Source organism: Methanosarcina sediminis, from assembly GCF_052056915.1.
Taxonomy (GTDB): Archaea; Halobacteriota; Methanosarcinia; order Methanosarcinales; family Methanosarcinaceae; genus MTP4.
In genome coordinates this window covers 3,110,177-3,127,636 of record NZ_CP195119.1, presented here as the reverse complement: position 1 = coordinate 3,127,636, position 17,460 = coordinate 3,110,177, and the positions used below count along the sequence as shown (strand labels likewise).

Annotated in this window: 14 protein-coding genes; 6 read left to right on the top strand and 8 right to left on the bottom strand. The window is 48.5% G+C overall.

Annotation, left to right across the window (positions count from 1 at the left end; all coding sequences use genetic code 11):
• Positions 1 to 39 precede the first annotated feature (39 nt).
• Positions 40 to 1,347: an NfeD family protein gene (locus ACSAZK_RS13570; RefSeq protein ID WP_440954629.1), complete on the top strand. Its 1,308-nt coding sequence runs from the start codon at positions 40 to 42 to the stop codon at positions 1,345 to 1,347.
• Between the two features lie 83 nt (positions 1,348 to 1,430).
• On the opposite strand, the gene ACSAZK_RS13565 is transcribed toward ACSAZK_RS13570, so the two are convergent.
• From ACSAZK_RS13565 to ACSAZK_RS13555, 3 genes are all read right to left on the bottom strand, one after another.
• Complete coding sequence (locus tag ACSAZK_RS13565; RefSeq protein ID WP_440954628.1) at positions 1,431 to 2,765, bottom strand: AIR synthase-related protein; 1,335 nt, start codon at positions 2,763 to 2,765, stop codon at positions 1,431 to 1,433.
• A gap of 110 nt (positions 2,766 to 2,875) precedes the next feature.
• Positions 2,876 to 3,484: an imidazole glycerol phosphate synthase subunit HisH gene (hisH, locus tag ACSAZK_RS13560; RefSeq protein ID WP_440954627.1), complete on the bottom strand. Its 609-nt coding sequence runs from the start codon at positions 3,482 to 3,484 to the stop codon at positions 2,876 to 2,878.
• Positions 3,485 to 3,633: 149 nt separating this feature from the next.
• Complete coding sequence (locus tag ACSAZK_RS13555; RefSeq protein WP_440954626.1) at positions 3,634 to 3,924, bottom strand: hypothetical protein; 291 nt, start codon at positions 3,922 to 3,924, stop codon at positions 3,634 to 3,636.
• A gap of 236 nt (positions 3,925 to 4,160) precedes the next feature.
• On the opposite strand from ACSAZK_RS13555, the gene ACSAZK_RS13550 reads away from it, so the two are divergent.
• Positions 4,161 to 4,652, top strand: a complete 492-nt coding sequence (locus ACSAZK_RS13550) for an Ig-like domain-containing protein (RefSeq protein ID WP_440954625.1) — start codon at positions 4,161 to 4,163, stop codon at positions 4,650 to 4,652.
• A 197-nt stretch (positions 4,653 to 4,849) separates the two neighbouring features.
• Complete coding sequence (locus ACSAZK_RS13545) at positions 4,850 to 5,308, top strand: hypothetical protein (protein WP_440954624.1); 459 nt, start codon at positions 4,850 to 4,852, stop codon at positions 5,306 to 5,308.
• A gap of 108 nt (positions 5,309 to 5,416) precedes the next feature.
• Here ACSAZK_RS13545 and ACSAZK_RS13540 read toward each other — a convergent pair whose 3' ends face one another.
• Positions 5,417 to 5,959 carry a LysE family transporter gene (locus ACSAZK_RS13540; protein WP_440957023.1) on the bottom strand — a complete coding sequence of 181 codons (543 nt, stop codon included), beginning with the start codon at positions 5,957 to 5,959 and terminating at the stop codon, positions 5,417 to 5,419.
• On the opposite strand from ACSAZK_RS13540, the gene ACSAZK_RS13535 reads away from it, so the two are divergent.
• Positions 5,865 to 6,152, top strand: coding sequence for a hypothetical protein (locus ACSAZK_RS13535; protein WP_440957124.1), 288 nt, complete (start codon positions 5,865 to 5,867; stop codon positions 6,150 to 6,152). The genes ACSAZK_RS13540 and ACSAZK_RS13535 overlap by 95 nt on opposite strands.
• Positions 6,153 to 6,343: 191 nt before the next feature.
• On the opposite strand, the gene ACSAZK_RS13530 is transcribed toward ACSAZK_RS13535, so the two are convergent.
• From ACSAZK_RS13530 to hisI, 3 genes are all read right to left on the bottom strand, one after another.
• Positions 6,344 to 7,207: a hypothetical protein gene (locus ACSAZK_RS13530; protein WP_440954623.1), complete on the bottom strand. Its 864-nt coding sequence runs from the start codon at positions 7,205 to 7,207 to the stop codon at positions 6,344 to 6,346.
• A 194-nt stretch (positions 7,208 to 7,401) separates the two neighbouring features.
• Complete coding sequence (locus ACSAZK_RS13525; RefSeq protein WP_440954622.1) at positions 7,402 to 9,324, bottom strand: PINc/VapC family ATPase; 1,923 nt, start codon at positions 9,322 to 9,324, stop codon at positions 7,402 to 7,404.
• Positions 9,325 to 9,677: 353 nt separating this feature from the next.
• Positions 9,678 to 10,040 (bottom strand): phosphoribosyl-AMP cyclohydrolase, encoded by a 363-nt coding sequence (gene hisI / locus ACSAZK_RS13520; protein ID WP_440954621.1) that lies wholly within the window; start codon positions 10,038 to 10,040, stop codon positions 9,678 to 9,680.
• A 330-nt stretch (positions 10,041 to 10,370) separates the two neighbouring features.
• Between hisI and ACSAZK_RS13515 the strand changes: the two genes are divergently transcribed.
• The gene (locus ACSAZK_RS13515) at positions 10,371 to 12,305 is read left to right on the top strand and encodes a S8 family serine peptidase (RefSeq protein ID WP_440954620.1); all 1,935 of its coding nucleotides are present in this window, start codon (positions 10,371 to 10,373) and stop codon (positions 12,303 to 12,305) included.
• A gap of 814 nt (positions 12,306 to 13,119) precedes the next feature.
• A complete protein-coding gene (locus tag ACSAZK_RS13510; RefSeq protein WP_440954619.1) occupies positions 13,120 to 15,363 on the top strand; it encodes a S8 family serine peptidase in 2,244 nt (747 codons plus the stop codon).
• Positions 15,364 to 15,459: 96 nt separating this feature from the next.
• Here the strand turns inward: ACSAZK_RS13510 and ACSAZK_RS13505 are convergent, their stop codons facing one another.
• Entirely contained in the window at positions 15,460 to 17,448 is a 1,989-nt protein-coding gene (locus ACSAZK_RS13505; RefSeq protein WP_440954618.1) for an amylo-alpha-1,6-glucosidase, read from the bottom strand.
• Positions 17,449 to 17,460 lie beyond the last annotated feature (12 nt).

The following is a 17,460-nucleotide window of genomic DNA, read 5'->3' as shown; positions in this document are numbered from 1 at the left end:
CTAAGGAATCAGGAAAAGAAAGATCAAGGGGGAAAAGGGATGGAAATGCGCTGGAAGCAGGCATCCGGTCTATTTTTCATTTTATTCCTGTGCTGCTTTCTCACAGCGGCCCTGGCACTTCCTGCGGGAGCACAGGAAGAAAAGGTACTAGTACTCGAAATTGCCGGAGCCATCACTCCGGCATCCGATAACGTCATAGTTGATGCAATCGAAAAGGCTGAAAACGAGGACTTTGAAGCCCTGGTGATCAGCCTGGACACGCCGGGTGGCGGCCTTGAAGAGACCCAGGTTATTATAAAAGAGATAGAGAACACAAGCGTGCCGGTTATCGGCTACGTCCCCGAAAGTGGGAAAGCCTGGTCTGCGGGGACCCTGATCCTGATGGGAACCGATATCGCAGCCATGGCCCCGTTCACCGTCATTGGCTCCGCCCAGCCCGTACAGATGTCTGCCGAAGGCACCGAGCCTGTTGAAGACGAAAAGATCATCAACGCCCTGGTTAAGTTCTCGGTTTCCACCGCAAAAAAGCACGGGAGAAACGAGACCTTTGCAGAAGAAGTCATTACCAAAAACAAAAACCTTGACGCTGAAGAAGCCCTGGATTCGGGCGTGATCGAATACGTATCTCCTTCAATTCCAGACCTTCTCGACCAGGTAGACGGGGAGGAAGTGAAGGGAGAAACTCTGGAAACCAAAAATGCAAAGACCGAAACCTACGAACCACCTTTCCCCCTTGCATTTCTCAGGCTGATCTCAAGCCCGATCATCTCGTCCCTCCTCCTGACCATAGGGCTCTACGGGATAATTTTCGGGATATCGAATCCCGGAGCAGGGGCCGAAATTTTCGGAGTCATCGCAATAGTGCTCGGACTGATAGGAACGGGCTTTGACGTCAACATAGGTGCCATTTTCCTGATCCTTGTGGGAGTAGGACTCATGCTTCTGGAAATCCAGTCCCCGGGTTTCGGGGTCTTCGGGATTGCAGGCCTGGTAAGCCTTGTGATAGGGAGCATTTTCCTCGTGCCCATGGGAGGTGAAAACATCTATACCCCCGAATTCCGGAGGCTGCTGATTCTTACCATAGTTACTCCGACAATCGTTTTCGGGCTTTTCCTGGTATTTGCGGTCTACAAAGTAGCCGAATCCCGGAAGAAAAAACCAGTTATAGGAGCCATAATCGGAGACAGCGCAAGGACAATAGAAGCAATAGGCCCGGATAAGCCGGGTTTTATCCGCTACAGCGGGGAGTACTGGCAGGCCCGGTCCGAAGAAGAAATAGGGAAAGGAGAAAAGGTGGAGATTATCGGAAAAGAGCAGGAAGTGCTTGTGGTAAAGCGTAAATCCTGATTTTATTATTAGTATTATTATCAGGATTTACTCTTTTTACACATTCTTTCTTTTTCAAGATTTTATTCTTATAAAAACTCATTTTATTTTTTCTTTTCTTCCCTTATTTTATCCAGGACCTTCTGCTTCTTCCCGATAGCTTCGGTTGCGGCCCTGTCGATTGCCGCCCTCATCTCCTCAAAGCCCCTGGGATTTTCTTCCCCGTGGACTTTTTTAACCGGGGTGTAGGCGGATTCCCTGAAGCGCGGGGCAAAGTCCCTGCGTTCCCCGTCAATAATTACTTCGGCTCCGCTACCTTCTTCCACATGGCCTATGATGTCAATCGCAACGCCTGCGGCCCGGACAGTCTCGAGGATCCGGTCTGCGTATTCCGGGGGAGCGATGACCAGCAGGGCGTCCAGGGACACGCCGAGGTAGTCGATTTTCAGGGTTTCGAGCATGGAGAGGACCTTCGGGTTCACAAGGGCCCGCATTTTTGATTCTTCAAAGACCAGTTTTACTCCTGCGGTTTTTGAGATTTCCCGGGCATCTCCGCGGATCCCACCGTTGGTTACGTCGGTCATGGAATGGACATTTACATGGAGCCCGGACTCAAGAACGGCTTCGCAGGCTTCCAGGAAACGGATGTTGATGGTTTCGTCCACAACATCGTGCATGCCGTAGTAAAGCGCAGTTGTGGAAATCGTTCCGCCACCTGCCCCTTCGGTCATTAGGATCAGGTCACCCACTTCGGTCTGGTTCCGCGATGTGAGGGAAGAAGTAACGCCAACTGCCCCGACGCCTCCGGTCATGCGGTCCCCTATGACCATGTCCCCACCAATCCTGAGAGTACTTCCCGTGATCAGGGGGATTCCAGTAAGTTCCGAAACCGTAGTAATCCCTGCGATATGGTCGAAGATCTTTGCAACGTCCCCGTCATCTGCAACATGGATATCGGAGAGCATCGCAAGGGGGCGTGACCCCATGGAATAAATGTCCCGGAGAGCAGCCCTGGCTACGTGGAAACCGGAAAGGAAGGGGAAGTCACTTAAGCGGGAATGGATACCGTCGATGGTCAACACCAGGTATTCATTACCGATCCGTACAACCCCGGAATCATCAAGTTGGGAACTGTCCACCACAGCCCCTGTTTGGCCTATGACCTCCCCGAGCTTGGAGTGCACGTAGAAGTCTCCGGTCCCTCTGGAACCTACACCGAATTCTCCCATGGAAACCCCCGAGACAGTGGAGCTCAAGACCTCCCCCTTCACGTTTAGAGTCGCCCTAGCTTCAGAAATCACCGCCGACGCAATCTCCCGGGCGCCTTCCGGGCTTAGCTTCTTTATCTCGAGAATTCTTTCAGCAAGCTGTGCCTTAAGCCCGTTTTCATTTTCAGGATCCTGCCTGAGTGACCGTTTTGCGTAGCCTTCTATGTCCATAATATCATCTTCTTGTGAAATTAACTATAAATATTCAAGATTCCTTACCATTCAAGCACTGGAAAAAATAAAAGTAGAAGTAAAAAATAAATCAGGGACTGAAACAGCCTTCAACACATACTGACAAAGTTTTTCAGTATCTGCAGTCCAACATCTCCACTTTTTTCAGGATGGAACTGCGTCCCCATGACGTTGCCCTCCGAGTTTACGACCGAAGCTGCAAATTCCAGCCCGTACTCACATGCCGCAAGGGTATGCTCCGGGTCAGTGTCCACATAATAGGAGTGGACGAAATACACGAAAGCCCTGTCGGGGATTCCCTTGAAAAGGGGGTGGTCCTGTGTGATCTTTATATTGTTCCAGCCAATATGGGGCACTTTAAGCTCGGATTTCGGAAAGCGAATGACCTTCCCGGGAACCAGGGCGAGCCCATCGGTCAGCTGCCCTTCCTCGGATGTGCTCATAAGAAGCTGCTGTCCGAGGCAGATACCTAGCATCGGTTTCCCGGATTTTGCATACTCGTAAACGGTCTCTTTGAGGGGAAGCAGGCACCTCATGGCGTCCACAAAAGCGCCAACACCCGGAAGAATCACTCCGTCAGCGGCAAGAATCTCTTCAGGTTCCCCCGAGATAACGGGATTCGCTCCTGCGTGTTCGAGCCCCTTTTGAACACTCCGGAGATTTCCGATCCCATAATCGAGAATCACGATTCTCTTCATAGCTCTAACAAATAAAGTTAAAATAGATTAAGTTTACGAGCAAATATATAAAGATTGAAAAAAATTTAAGAAAAAAGGCAGTTGGAAAAAAGCAACCAGCTTAAAAGGGATCTTTTTCGGTTGTGGAGAGTTTTATTTTGCTGCAAGTTTCAGTAAGATTCGTTCTTTACTGCTCTATTCCTTACTGCCCTGCTTTTTACTGCCCTGCTTTTTACTGCCCTACTCGTTACTGCTCTGTTCTTTAACGTTTTGTTTTCTGTGGTCTTTTCAAAAGTCACCCTGGACTTACCGCAGCGTACACATTCATAGCGCTTTTCAACCACTTTTGGCAAATAGGAAAGTGCACCGCTTTTTCGTTTCCATTTATGCAATCCCAAAAAACACAAAAAACTATGCGGACCCGTTTTTTCTGATGAGACTTCAGAGCCACTATCGTTCAAAAAGCCGTTTCTCCTCGTGCATATTTGATATGATTAATCATGAAGTATTCAATTCCAGTATGGTCAGGAAGATATATAAGTGTATAGTTATGCTCCGGAATATTCAGAAACATTGATTATTAAAAAATAAACCGGTCTAAAAATCAAATAATTTTATATAGGGTGATCGAGTACAGATAAAATGTAAAATAATTTACATTAAATTATCTGGAAAATATCAAAGAGTGGGGGAACTCATGAGACGAATCCGGTTTTTAAGAAATGACGAAAGAGCTATGGAACTCCCGATCAATATTGTGGTGATGTTGGTCGTGGGGATGGTTGCCCTTGCCACACTTATTTCAATCATACCGACTCCTACAAAGGAGATATCGGTTTTTATTGAAGGGGCAGCCCTGGATGGACAAAGCCTTCAGCCAGGGAATTCTATAATCGTGAGCGCAGACAATGCAACGCTTCCTTTCGGTGTAACAGTACGGATCAGGGCGACAGACCAGGACGGTAACCCTGTAAGGGACGCAAATGTGATGCTTACGGGCCTTGGAGGTGCGGCATCGAATAACACGGACATAAACGGAATCACAGTCCTGACCACGCAGGCAGGGGCAAGTCCAAGGCTTGACCCGAACCAGAATGAGGGGACAATGGACCTGAAGATCCTGGCAGACGGCTTTTACGACTACGAGAAACAGGACGCCATTATGATCATAAAGACCCGGGTGACCTGAAAAGAAAGAAACTGTGAAGATATGAAAAATTACTGAAAGAGAAAAAATCTCTTCGAAAAATCTCTTCGAAAAATTCCTTCGAAAAAAAATCATTTAAAAACAGAAGAAATTACTGAAAAAGGAATTACTGAAAAAAAGTAAATGAGCGGAAAGGGAAAAGGAGTGAAAACTACCGATATTCGGTTAGGAGGTCGCATATGCAACCCCGGAAATTCACTGAGAATGAAGAAGGGACCGTCGGGCTCCCGATAAGAATTGTGGTCCTTTCGATCGTGGGCTTCATAGGGTTTTATGCGATCCTCTCAGCCATTTCAAGCGCTCCCTCGCCGCCCGAACCCCTGTATGCGCAAGCAAACGTGAGCGCTGTTTTCCTCCCTTCGGGAGAAGAAAACGACACGGGAACAAATTTGACCCTCCTTATCATGGCGCTTGACGGGGAAAGCAGGAGGGTAGGAGGAGTAAATGTGATTCTCCGAAGTCCCGACCGCAGCCAGGCATACTCCGGCGTCACGGACGCGGAAGGAAAAGTTGTAATAAAGCTCAAAAATCCGGAGCTTCCTCCGGGAAAATCCGAAGGGTACATTTCCCTGAAAGCCATGAAAACAGGGTATCAGGATTACGTAAACGACTATTTTGTAAAAGTGACCCGGAGTTGAGATATTTCAAAAGCCAGACCAGGCCAGGAAAAAGAGCTAATTCCGGATTCTATTTTATTTTTAGATTTTTAACTGTTAACATGGGATCAGGCAACAGTACTCACCGATTCAGACCATGGCAGAAACGTTTTTGTAATTGAGCAGGAAGAACAGGCCAAAAAGCGCCATAAATCCTCCGCAGAGGTATAGTACCCTTTCATGTGTACGCTGTGAGATCAGCTCCTTTCCCCTGGAAAAAGATGATGCTACAGCTACAAGAAAGCCGAGGTCTGCCAACCAGTGCCCGGCGATGAACGCAATTACGGCAAAGATGCCTGCAAGGTACTGCTGAAGGACAATTGCGCTGCCTGCTGTCAGCCACCATCCCAGAAACATAGGGTTCAATGCAGAGGTTACAATCCCTGCAGGCAATGGCCCAACCGACAGATCCAATTTACTGGCTGAGGCAGAAATATCTTTTTTAGAGGTTTCTTTTGCACTTTTAATCATAAAAAACCCGAAAAGTACCATTACCAAACCGCCAATTACAGCCATATATGAGATTAGATTTACCCCGATGAAAGACGATGCCCCGGCCACGATGAGCATAAATAATGTCGATTCTGTCATTGCATGCCCGATAAATACTGAGGGCCCCGCCTTCCAGCCCACCTTAAAGGACGTCACAATAGTTGCAAACATCATGGGGCCAGGGACAAGAGCAGCAGATATGCCTACTGTGAATCCCAGAATAAGAGCTTTTATCAATTCTATAATAAATATCACCACAGGAGAAAGTGGATATCCAAAACAAATGGAAGTGATGATATATATTAATGATGTGCTAAGCTCCCGTATCTCTTAAAGCTCCTGAATAAGGAAAGCTTTATTCACGGACATTACAGGATATTGATTCGCAGTAGCATAGGGTAATTTTCAAGGCTGCGGCATGTCCGAAAAAGACAGATCGGAGATCACATTCCAGAGATGCGAAACGTATACCCTCGAGGAAATTATTGTAAAGGCCCGGGACCCGGGACTTTTTTCTCTTTGTTTTTATTCCTGACCTGTCATCGATTTCTGTTCCCGGTTCATCATATAAAACTTCAAAAGCACGGCTGCGGCCATCAGCGCTGCAAGCCCCAGGGAGAAAAACGGAGACCTTATTATATCCCAGCGCCCTGACCAGACCAGAAAACCGGTAAGGAAAAGGACCGAGGAACCCGTAATTCCGGAGATCTCCACCGGCACCTTGATCGAGCCCAGGGTGAAGCGATTCTGGTTCTCAACAACCTCAAGGCGCTGTTCAAGTCTTTCTGCAGACTCCCTTGCTGCAACTTCCCTTTCACATGCATCCTTTATTTCCCGGTCCATAGTCTCGAGTTCGGCACTCAGTTCACCGTGTACAAAATCCGAAAGCCCGATTATTGCCTCCTGAAGAGAGCGCAAGCTTTCGGAAAACCCGGCAAACAGGGCATTTATCTCCTTCACTTTATCGGCACCCGAGGAGACTTCGGAAGAGGTATTCACGAAAATAAAAGGACCTTCCGAGACATCGGCGGAGGAAAGCACGGCGCTGAAGGAAAGGTTCGAAACTCCTGTTTCCGAAAGCGAAGAGACCTCATCGGAAGGTAAAGAACCCTCAGGCAACGTTAAAGAATTCTCAGGAGAAACGGAAGGGCACTCAGGAGAAACCGAAGAACTGGCGATGGAATCCCCAGGATTTCCTTTCAGAAACGAATCGGAAAAAGAATTAGAGAAGGAACCACCGGGCTGCAACTTCCCGGGCGTTTCCACGGACAAACGGCGCTCTACTGCCCTGAGCCGCTTTTCAAAACTTCGGATGCTCTGGTCAAAAACCTCAATCCTCCCGTGCAGGTCTTCCCTGATTTCGGGACCTACTTCACGTACCTTACCCAATTAAATCATACCCCCACTTAAATTTCTAATATGAATTGAAGCGAGGACACAATATAAATTTTTGGATTAGTGACTTAAATATTAAAGAAGAGGAGTAGAATCAAAAGATGAAAAAGGAAAAACAGGACATAAAAAGAAAAGGGAAAAAGAAAGGAAAAGAAAAGGAAAAGGAAAAGGAAAATATCCTGAGCAGATTAAATCTTCCGGATTTCGATTAGTTCCCCACTGTCCATAGCTTCTATGATTTCCTGGGCAAGGTCCGAATTAATCCTGAGTTTCACGTCTCCGTGCCTGCTAACGGTTGCGCTGAAGATATATTCGTCTTCGATATAGATTTCAACATCCCCTCCTGCCAGTTCAGGAGCACTGAGGATGAGGTGTTTTTTTGTTTTTTCCAGGAGAGGATGGACTGAAACAGGAAGGTCGGCTTCCGGAAAACCTGTCATTCCGGCAGTTTTCATGTAGGCTTCGGACTTCCCGGCGTACTTCATTTCTTTTGCGGGCCTGGAGGGTTCTGACTCGAATTCCCGGACGTCAATATGGATTCCCAGCGTCTTTTCGATCCTGTCGATTACACTCCCTCCTTTTCCGATAACTTTTCGCATTTCCGTGCCCCGGACTTTCACTATAGCACTGTTATCCGAAGTCACCTCCACTTCAACGGGACCACTTGCATACTTCCGGATAACGTTCCGGATCTCTTCTTCCGCAAGTTTCCAGGCCGGTTTTCGTTCCTCTTTCCTGGTCCCGATAGGCATGACCACGACCTGCTCGCCGTAGGTGTAGATCTCGTACTCAACTTTTCCGGTCTCGAAGTCCTCAATTGTAATGACAGGCCTGGCAAGGTCCTGTTCGACCATTCCGTGGGGCACCTTGACCGTGAAAGCCAGCACAAGGACCTTTGCAACCTCTCCTTTGTCAATAAAAATAACCGTGTCCACTACCTGAGGGATAACCCCCAGTTCTACCCTTCCGATCAGGCGCTGGATTGCGTCCACGGCCCGGGTTGCATGCACAACTCCGATCATCCCGACCCCGGCAAGGCGCATGTCCGCAAAGATCAGGAAATCGCTGGTCTTCCGGACCTCATCGTAAACCGTATAGTCAGGCCTTACCAGGAGCAGGAGGTCTGCAGTATCTTCCATCCGCCCGTTCAGAGGGGAATACTGGGTAATCTCTGGCGGCACCTGCAGGTCCCTTGGGGATTCCATGGTCTTGACCACCTGCCCGTGATCATTCAGGTAGCGTGCAACCCCGGCTGCAAAAGTAGACTTCCCGGCTCCCGGAGGCCCGGCAATGAGGATGCCACGCTGGCTTTCGATGCGTTCTTTCAATTTATCACTCAGACGGTACTGTTCAAGGTCCACGATAACCGTGGGACGGACCACGGTAATCTCCATGTCATCGGAAAAAGGAGGATGGGCAATTGCAATCCGCATGTTCCGGATCTGCAGGACCGTTGCCCCGGCAGAAGACATCTCAATAAAGGATTCGGGGTCGACCCTTGCCCTTTCGATAAGCTCTTTGGAAATGCTTTGAAGTTCCGCAATTGAAACAGGCTCGTCCCGGATCCTGAGATAGCGCACTCTACCCACCGGCCCCTTCTTTGCCATGGGAGAAACCCTATTTTTGAGGTGGACGGACATGGTATCGTCAGTGAAAAAATGCTCTACCCTGAGAGGCCCCAGTTCCGAAGGGTCCACGACCTTCGGGAGCACGTAATCCACATCAATCCCCCTGGCTTCCGCAATAAGGGACTGGACCCGGTCCTCACTCACAAAAAGCCCGCCTACCTCAAGGGCCGTGCTGCGGATCAGAGCATCCACTCTACCTTCTTTCGAAAGCTTGATTTCCTCCAGGGTGGGCCGGACCCCGCTGAACTTCAGGGTGATATCGCCTCTCTCAGCAAGCCTGTGCAGTTCCGAAAGTTCATCCAGCCCTTTGTAACCGATTTCCCTGCCCTTGTTTGCCTGGGCTTCCAGTTCCGACACCACGGCTTCAGGAACGATGACCTCAGCTCCCCTGTACTCACCGCTCCTGACCCTGGCCGAGATTCTCCCGTCAATAATCACACTGGTATCCGGAACAATCCTGCATATCCGCGTCTCTTCTGCCATATAAGGGGATAGACCCGAGAAGTATATAATAAAACTTCTGGGGCTTTCTTTGCGATGAAAAAAAGTTGAAACATAAATTTGAAGGAAATCAAGGTTCTCAGAGACCTGAAATATGTTGAAAAACCCTTAAAACATCTCGGAAAAACTTCAGCATACCCCCTAAATTCAGTACATCTCATACCCGGCAAATCTCATACCCAGCAAATCTCATACCCGGCAAATCTCATACCCAACAAATCTCATACCCAACAAATCTCATACCCAACAAATCTCATACCCAACAAATCTCATACCCAACAAATCTCATACCCAACAAATCTCATACCCAACAAATCTCATACCCGATAAATCATTCAGTACACGTCATTCGGCTCGAAAACCTTCTCTCCGACAACCTCTCCCTCGAGGTTCCGGTAGAAGCATGAACGATAGCCCATGTGACATGCCCCGCCCACCTGTTCAACCAGCAAGAGCACGGAATCCATATCGCAGTCGATCCTGATCTCTTTTACCTTCTGTAAGTGCCCCGACGTCTCCCCTTTTTTCCACAAACTCTTCCGGCTCCGGCTCCAGAAATGGGCAATCCCGGTCTCTACGGTTTTTTCAAGGGCTTCCCGGTTCATGTAGGCACACATCAGCACTTCCCTGGTCGTAAGGTCCTGGACAATCGCCTGGATCAGGCCGTTTTCGTATTTCAGGGTGTCGAAGTCGATCATGTGCGTATTGATGGCTTACATGGTATAAAAATTAACTCGATCGGAAAAATTTCCACCCGGGAAACCTGAGGCGAAGGAACTGCAAACAGGCCATTGAGTAAACCAATGGATGAATGATAGACGAATAAACTACACACTATACGAACAAACCCATAAAAGTTAGAAAGTATATACCGAATACTGTAGCAAAAATAATACTGAGTGGGGACAGTATTTCAATTGCTTCAATTCTCAAAAAAAATTGCGAACCACATAAAGCAATTGCAAAAATCGCATGAGGAGATGAATATGAAGCTGAAATTAAAAACCAAAATTTTGCCTGTGTTAGTTTTGTGCACAGTAATTCTGGGAGCGGTTCTTCCTGCATCTGCGTTTGTGCAGGCAGAACCCTATGACACCTTTGAAAAGAATATATTAGACGATTCGTATAACCAGATTCAAGAAGGTTCACAGACCCGGATGCCGGACGATACGCAGAACCAGAAATATGTTCCTGGGGAGATCATAGTCAAGTTCGAGCCCGGAGTTTCCAGAGAAAAAATCGCAAACATCAACTCCAGACACGGGACAGAAGAAATATACACCAGTCCCTATGCAGGATTCAAACTGCTCAAAATCCCTAAAAGCAAAACCGTCGAAGAAATGGTAGAGATCTACAGCAAGAACCCGAACGTCGAATATGCGCTGTCCAATGCGATCGCACAGGCCTCCATGGTACCCAATGACCCGTTATACAGCTACCAGTGGAATTTGAAGGACGGAATAGGAGGGATAAATGTCGAACCTGCATGGGACATTTCCACAGGGCAGGGAGTAGTAGTCGCAGTGCTTGATACCGGAGTAGCATACGAAAATTACGGCCCGTATATTGTAGCCCCGGAACTCTCAAAAACCAATTTTGTCCCGGGGTATGACTTTGTAAACAACGATGCCCACCCGAATGACGACCACTATCACGGAACCCATGTGGCCGGAACCGTAGCCCAGAACACAAACGACGGGTACGGAGTAGCCGGAGTTGCATATGACTGTTCCATAATGCCCGTGAAAGTCATGGCTGGAAGCGGAAACGGGACCCTCCAGCAGCTTATAGACGGCATTTATTTTGCCACCTACAACGGAGCAGACATCATAAGCATGAGCCTCACTTTTGACCCCGGATACTATCCTGGCCAGGCCCTCGACGATTCACTCGAATATGCATACAATAACGGCGTCACCATCGTTGCCGCCGCCGGGAATGAGCAGACAGGTTCGGTGAGTTATCCCGCAGCTTATTACAGGTGCATTGCAGTCGGGGCGACCAATTATAACGGTGTGAAGGCAGACTACTCGAACTACGGGACAGAACTTGATGTGGTAGCTCCCGGAGGAGACTCCCAGGACCTAAACGGTGACGGATACATGGACGGTGTCCTCCAGAATACCTTTAACATCCAGACAAAAGATCCCACAGATTTCAACTGGTGGTTCCTCACAGGGACATCCATGGCAACCCCGCATGTCTCAGGGATCGCAGCCCTGATGCTTGAAGCAAACAGTGAAGCTACCCCCTATGAAATCAGGGCAGCAATAGAAAATACGGCAAGGGATATGGGAGACCAGGGCTGGGACCAGTATTATGGATACGGCCTGGTAAATGCAACCGCCGCCCTTGAATATATAACCCAGCCTCAAGCCCCGAATAACTCCCCGGTAGCCGATGCAGGAGGCCCTTATAGTAGTGAAATAGGACAGACAGTGACCTTTGACGGATCAGGTTCATACGACAGTGACGGATATATTACCTCCTATGAGTGGGACTTTGGAGACGGAAGTACAGGATCGGGAATTGCTCCGAACCACGCCTATTCAACCGCAGGAACCTATAATGTAACCCTTACAGTATGGGACAACAAAGACGCCACGGGTACTGACACAGCCACTCTGGTTGCGGAAAACGTCATACACATTGACGGGGTAAGTGTGACAACAACAGGTACCAAAATTACCGGAATAACTTACGTTACCGCAACTGCTGTTGTGACCATCCTTGACAAAAACAATAATCCTGTCGAAGGTGCTACAGTTTCCGGCTGCTGGAGCGGTGCAGCCAGTGATACGGATTCTGCTGTGACTGGTGCAACAGGGACAATAACGGTTAACTCAGATGAGGCCATCTACCCCAAAAAGAGCACATTAACGTTCACCTTTACCGTAAACAATGTGAGCCATACAATAACGTGGGACGGAAATCCCACATCCGGAACGGCATTCTATCCTTAAGCCCGAAAATAAGGGATAAAAAATTTAAGGCCCCACAGAAGGGGCCTTTCAGATTCTTTTTTGGAAAAAACAGATAAAATTCACAAATCAAAAAGCTGAGAACCTGAGCTATGGGCCTAAGCCGTGAGCATGAGCCATTAACTTAAGCAGGTAATTTAATAGGGAAACTTAACCGGGAAACTTAACCGGGCAGCTTAATCCAAGAGCCTGAGCCATGGGTCTGAGGATATCTTGAGGTAGTACTGAAACTTCATTACTAAAAGTGATAAGTGAACACGGGAAACCCCCATGAATTAAAAAATGTTTAAATTGAATGTTCCGACTGACACAAAACTATTCAGGGGGTTAATTTGGAAAAAACCTGGAAGATACCCCTTACCAGGTTTGCCACCTAAACGGGATATTGTTACAATTTTTTCAAGCATACTTAACTATAATTTAGTACAACTTATCCGCCTTACATGAATAAAAATTTTGAAGATATTTAGATTAATACATTCAGATTAACCGATTAAGAAAAACCATATCATCCAGTCTTTTCCTGCCTTATATAGCTGCTTTTTTTAAAAAACTTTCATCACTGGATTTTCGAGATAAAATGAAAAAACACCATCATTAGTTGGAATCCAAGATACATTAAAAAACAAATAGGAAGAAATAAAAACCACATAAATAAAGTACTAAAAATTAGTAAGATATATATTAAATTCTATAGAAAGAATACCTGTAAGAGAATAAAAAATTTGGTATTCATTTCAGGAAGAAAACAGAGGATAATAGCCAATATTTTTTAAAAAGTATGAGGATGAAGAGGATGGAGTTCAGATTAAAAAACAAAATAATCCCCCTGTTAATACTGTGTATATTACTTACAGGGGTAGTCCTGCCGGCTTCTGCACTGGCAGCGGGGAACAACAGGCCCTACGACATCTTTGAGAAACTGACGATCAAAATGCCCGGGGAACAGGAGTATGTCCCAGGGGAAATCCTCGTGAAGTTCAAGCCAGGAGTATCCGAAGAAAAGATCGCAAGGATCAATGCCGGACACGGGACTCAAGCTGTATACGCGAGCCCCTATGCAGGGTTCAAAAAGCTGAAGATCCCAAAAACAAAAAATGTCGAAGAGATGGTAGAAACCTACAGCAGAAACCCGAATGTCGAATATGCAGTGCCCAACGCTATTGCGCATGCAGCCGGGGCACCGGATGACCCTTACTACTACCTACAATGGAATTTCAAGGACGGAATAGGCGGGATTAATGTCGAGCCCGCATGGGAAATATCCACAGGGGAAGGAGTCACAGTTGCGGTACTGGACAGTGGGGTTGCCTACGAAAATTACGGTCCGTACAGCATAGCCCCGGACCTTGCAGGCACCAGTTTTACCCCTGGTTACGACTTTATCAACAACGATGCCCATCCAAATGATGACAACCAGCACGGGACCCATGTAGCCGGAACCATAGCCCAGAGTACCAATAACGGATACGGAGTGGCTGGGGTGGCATATGACTGTACGATAATGCCCGTGAAAGTCCTTGACGCGGAAGGAAGCGGGACCCTCCAGCAACTCATCGACGGCATTTATTTCGCAGCAGATAACGGCGCACAGGTCATCAGCATGAGCCTGGGATTCTCTCCCGGATACTACCCCGGCCCTGCCCTTGACAATGCACTCGAATATGCATACGATAACGGGATCACCATTGTTGCTGCCGCAGGAAATGATGGGACAGGCACTGTCGGCTATCCTGCGGCCTATGATAAATGCATTGCAGTAGGTGCTACAAAGTACGACGGGACACTGGCTTACTACTCTAACTACGGGAGTGCCCTTGACGTAACCGCCCCCGGAGGAGACTCAACCGTCGACCAGAACGGGGATGGATACGGAGACGGAATCCTGCAGAATACTTTTGACGGGGACCCGACAAAATTCAACTTCTGGTTCTTCCAGGGCACATCCATGGCAACCCCGCACGTCTCAGGTGTTGCAGCCCTCCTGATAGCAAACGGCTCATCCACTCCTGAAGAAGTCAGAACTGCAATCGAACAAAGCGCAAAGGATAAAGGGGAACCGGGATGGGACCAGTACTACGGATACGGCATTGTGGATGCAAAAGCCGCCCTGGATTATATGGGAAAGGCACAGCAGCCTCCAGCCCCGAATACCCCACCTGTAGCCAATGCCGGAGGTCCGTACAGCGCTGAAGAAGGACAGACAGTGACCTTTAACGGATCAAACTCATATGACCCGGACCAGGACGGAAGCATTGTTTCTTATGAATGGGACTTTGGAGATGGAAGTACAGGTAGCGGGGAAACTGCCACCCATAATTACAATGAAGCCGGAGTTTACATAGTCAGCCTTACAGTCAGGGATAACGAAAATGCCGCAAGTACAGGCAGCACCACAGTAGAGATAAGTGAAGTCCCTACCACAAAACCTGTGAACAATCCCCCGGTAGCCGACACCGGAGGCCCGTACAGTGCTGAGGAAGGACAGCCCGTAGCATTTGATGGATCAAACTCATCTGACCCTGATCCTGATGGAGGCATTGCTTCCTACGAGTGGGACTTTGGGGACGGCAGTTCAGGTACGGGAGTTGCACCCAAGCACAGCTATACCGGCGCAGGGACCTATAATGTCATCCTGACAGTAACTGACAACAAAGGTGCAACAGATACGGACACAACCACCACGGAGGTTGCAGCGGCAAACAGTGGAGCCAGCCTCTACATTGACAGCGTGGAAGTAACTCCGAACCTCAGGAATGCCGGAAGAAATACGTTCGTTTCCGGGAAGGCAGTTGTCACTGTCCGGGACAGTAATGGAAATCCGGTTGAAGATGCTAAGGTTTCCGGAGATTGGAGCGGCTCGGTGAGTGAGCCGAATTCTGCCGTGACAAACGCAAACGGGGCTGTGACGGTTTATTCAGATGAGGTCAAGTACAAAAAAGGCACATTGACTTTCACCTTTACCGTGAACAGTGTGAGCCATACGATTCCCTGGAATGGAGACGTCAAGTCAGGGACGACAAGCTACACCGAATCCTGACCCTGCTTGAAACGTGAAAAATCATTAATTGAGATCCGGGTCCCTGAAAAGGGGCCTGATCCTTTACTTTTTTGAAAAACCCTTTAAATCCGTGTCTTAAGGCTTTGTCCCAAGCACATCTTCTACATAAGCCCTCAGGATTTCCGCGACACTCCAGGCCTGGGCAGGGCAGCCGCCGGGAACGTAGGGGTAGTCGCCGTCGAAGACTTCGGAAATGCTACCGACACCAGCTTCTTCGAGCTGTTTGTCAAAGCCCAGGAGAAGGGAGCGCATGTCTTCCAGGCTTTCTTTTGAATTATTATGGACTTTCCGGTAGGCTTTGACGTAGGCACCAAGGAGCCAGGGCCAGACCGTGCCGTTGTGGTAGGCGAGGTCCCGGGCTTTGGGGTTCCCCCGGTAGTGGCCAGTATAGTGGGGGTGGTCCCTTGAAAGGGTGCGGAGGCCGAAAGGTGTGAGCAGGTCCTGCTCGACCCGGTCCACAATGGCTTTTTCTTTGTAAGGAGTGAGCATGGTGTAGGGGAGGGCGACTGCAAGGATCTGATTGGGACGGATGGCAGAGTCTTTTAGAGGGTTTCCGGCTTCGTCGGTGATATCCGTGGAAACGATATCGAAGAGACAATTATATTCGGAGTTCCAGAAAAGGGCTTCAAAGTTCGAAGCTGCTCCTTCTGCAAGAGACTCATAGTTTGCGGTGTCCATGTCCAGCAATTCCCCGAGTTCGGAGGTGATTTTCAGGGCATTGTACCAGAGAGCATTGATCTCGCACGCTTTGCCTGCTCTCGGAGTCACTGCACGGGAATCGACTTTCGCATCCATCCAGGTTAGCTGTGGCCCCTGCCTTATGAGAAAATCAGAGTCCATCCCGATCCCGAAGTCCGTGCCCTGACTGTAGTGCCTGATAATATCTTCCAGGGTGTTCCAGACATCCGAGAGAAAAACGAGGTCCTTGGTATATGCAAAGTAACGGCCCAGAGCCTGAATGAACCAGAGGGAGGCGTCAACGGTATTGTAAACAGGAGCTCCGCCGAGAGCCGGGAAACTGTTAGGTATCAGTCCCCTGCGGCAGTTCCGGGAAAAGTTTGCAAGAATGGAACGCGCATCTTCAAAGCGGCGGGGCACCAGAGTCAGACCCGGAAGAGCGATCATGGCATCCCTACCCCAGTCTGAAAACCAGGGATAACCGGCAATAACGGATTTTTCGCCAGTGGCAGGGTGCTTTACGATAAAAGGGTCCGTGGCCCTTAGAAGCTTGAGGGCAAAAGGTTCCGAAAGCATCGAATTGTAGGCAAGGAGATTTTGCCGGTAGACTGCGCGGGTGTAGAGTTCTTCGGCATCTTCGAGAGAAAGGGACGAAATATCTTCCATAGAAGAGGCAACAAAAAAGCGGGAAGTCCCCTTCTTGACTCCGATTTCAAAAAAACCGGGGTTGAAATTATCTTCCTGAAAAGCCAGTCCTCTTTTCAATTCCGCCCCGTATTCGAAATTATAGTACCACCGGGGTTCAGGGTGATATTCCAGGTTGGATTTTATCCGGAATACAAAACCGTTTGAGCTTTCAAGTCGCAACCCGTTTGTCTCAATTTCTTGGAAAAAGTCGAGGTCACCGGAACGAGTTGTAGCGTGGAAGCTCCTGGCATTTACAAGAGGATAGATCCTCAGCCGGGCCTCTTCCCTTCCGCACTTTATTTCGTAAAGCACTACAGTTGTGTTTTTGCCGTAGACCATGAACACCTTTTTTTTAACCGTAAGGTCCCCGGCCCGGTATACCCAGACAGGAAAAGGAGTGAGGGAAAATTTATCAAGGTAGGAAAAGCCCTCGGGATGGACGGTACCCGGATACTTATGGACTGCCAGGCTAAAGACCTCTTCCCCGCAAGAAAGTTCCTCGTCAAGGGAGGAAAGCAGGAGGAACCTGCCTGAAGCCCCCTTGGGAGCTGCAACCAGTAGCCCGTGGTAGGTCCTTGAAGCGGCACCTATGACAGTGGACGAGGCATATCCACCAAGCCCGTTCCCTACGAGCCATTCCTTTTCAATGCCCGCTTCATAAGATGAAAACGAATCTGCCCCAAGCCAGATCCCACTCATACTTACCTGATT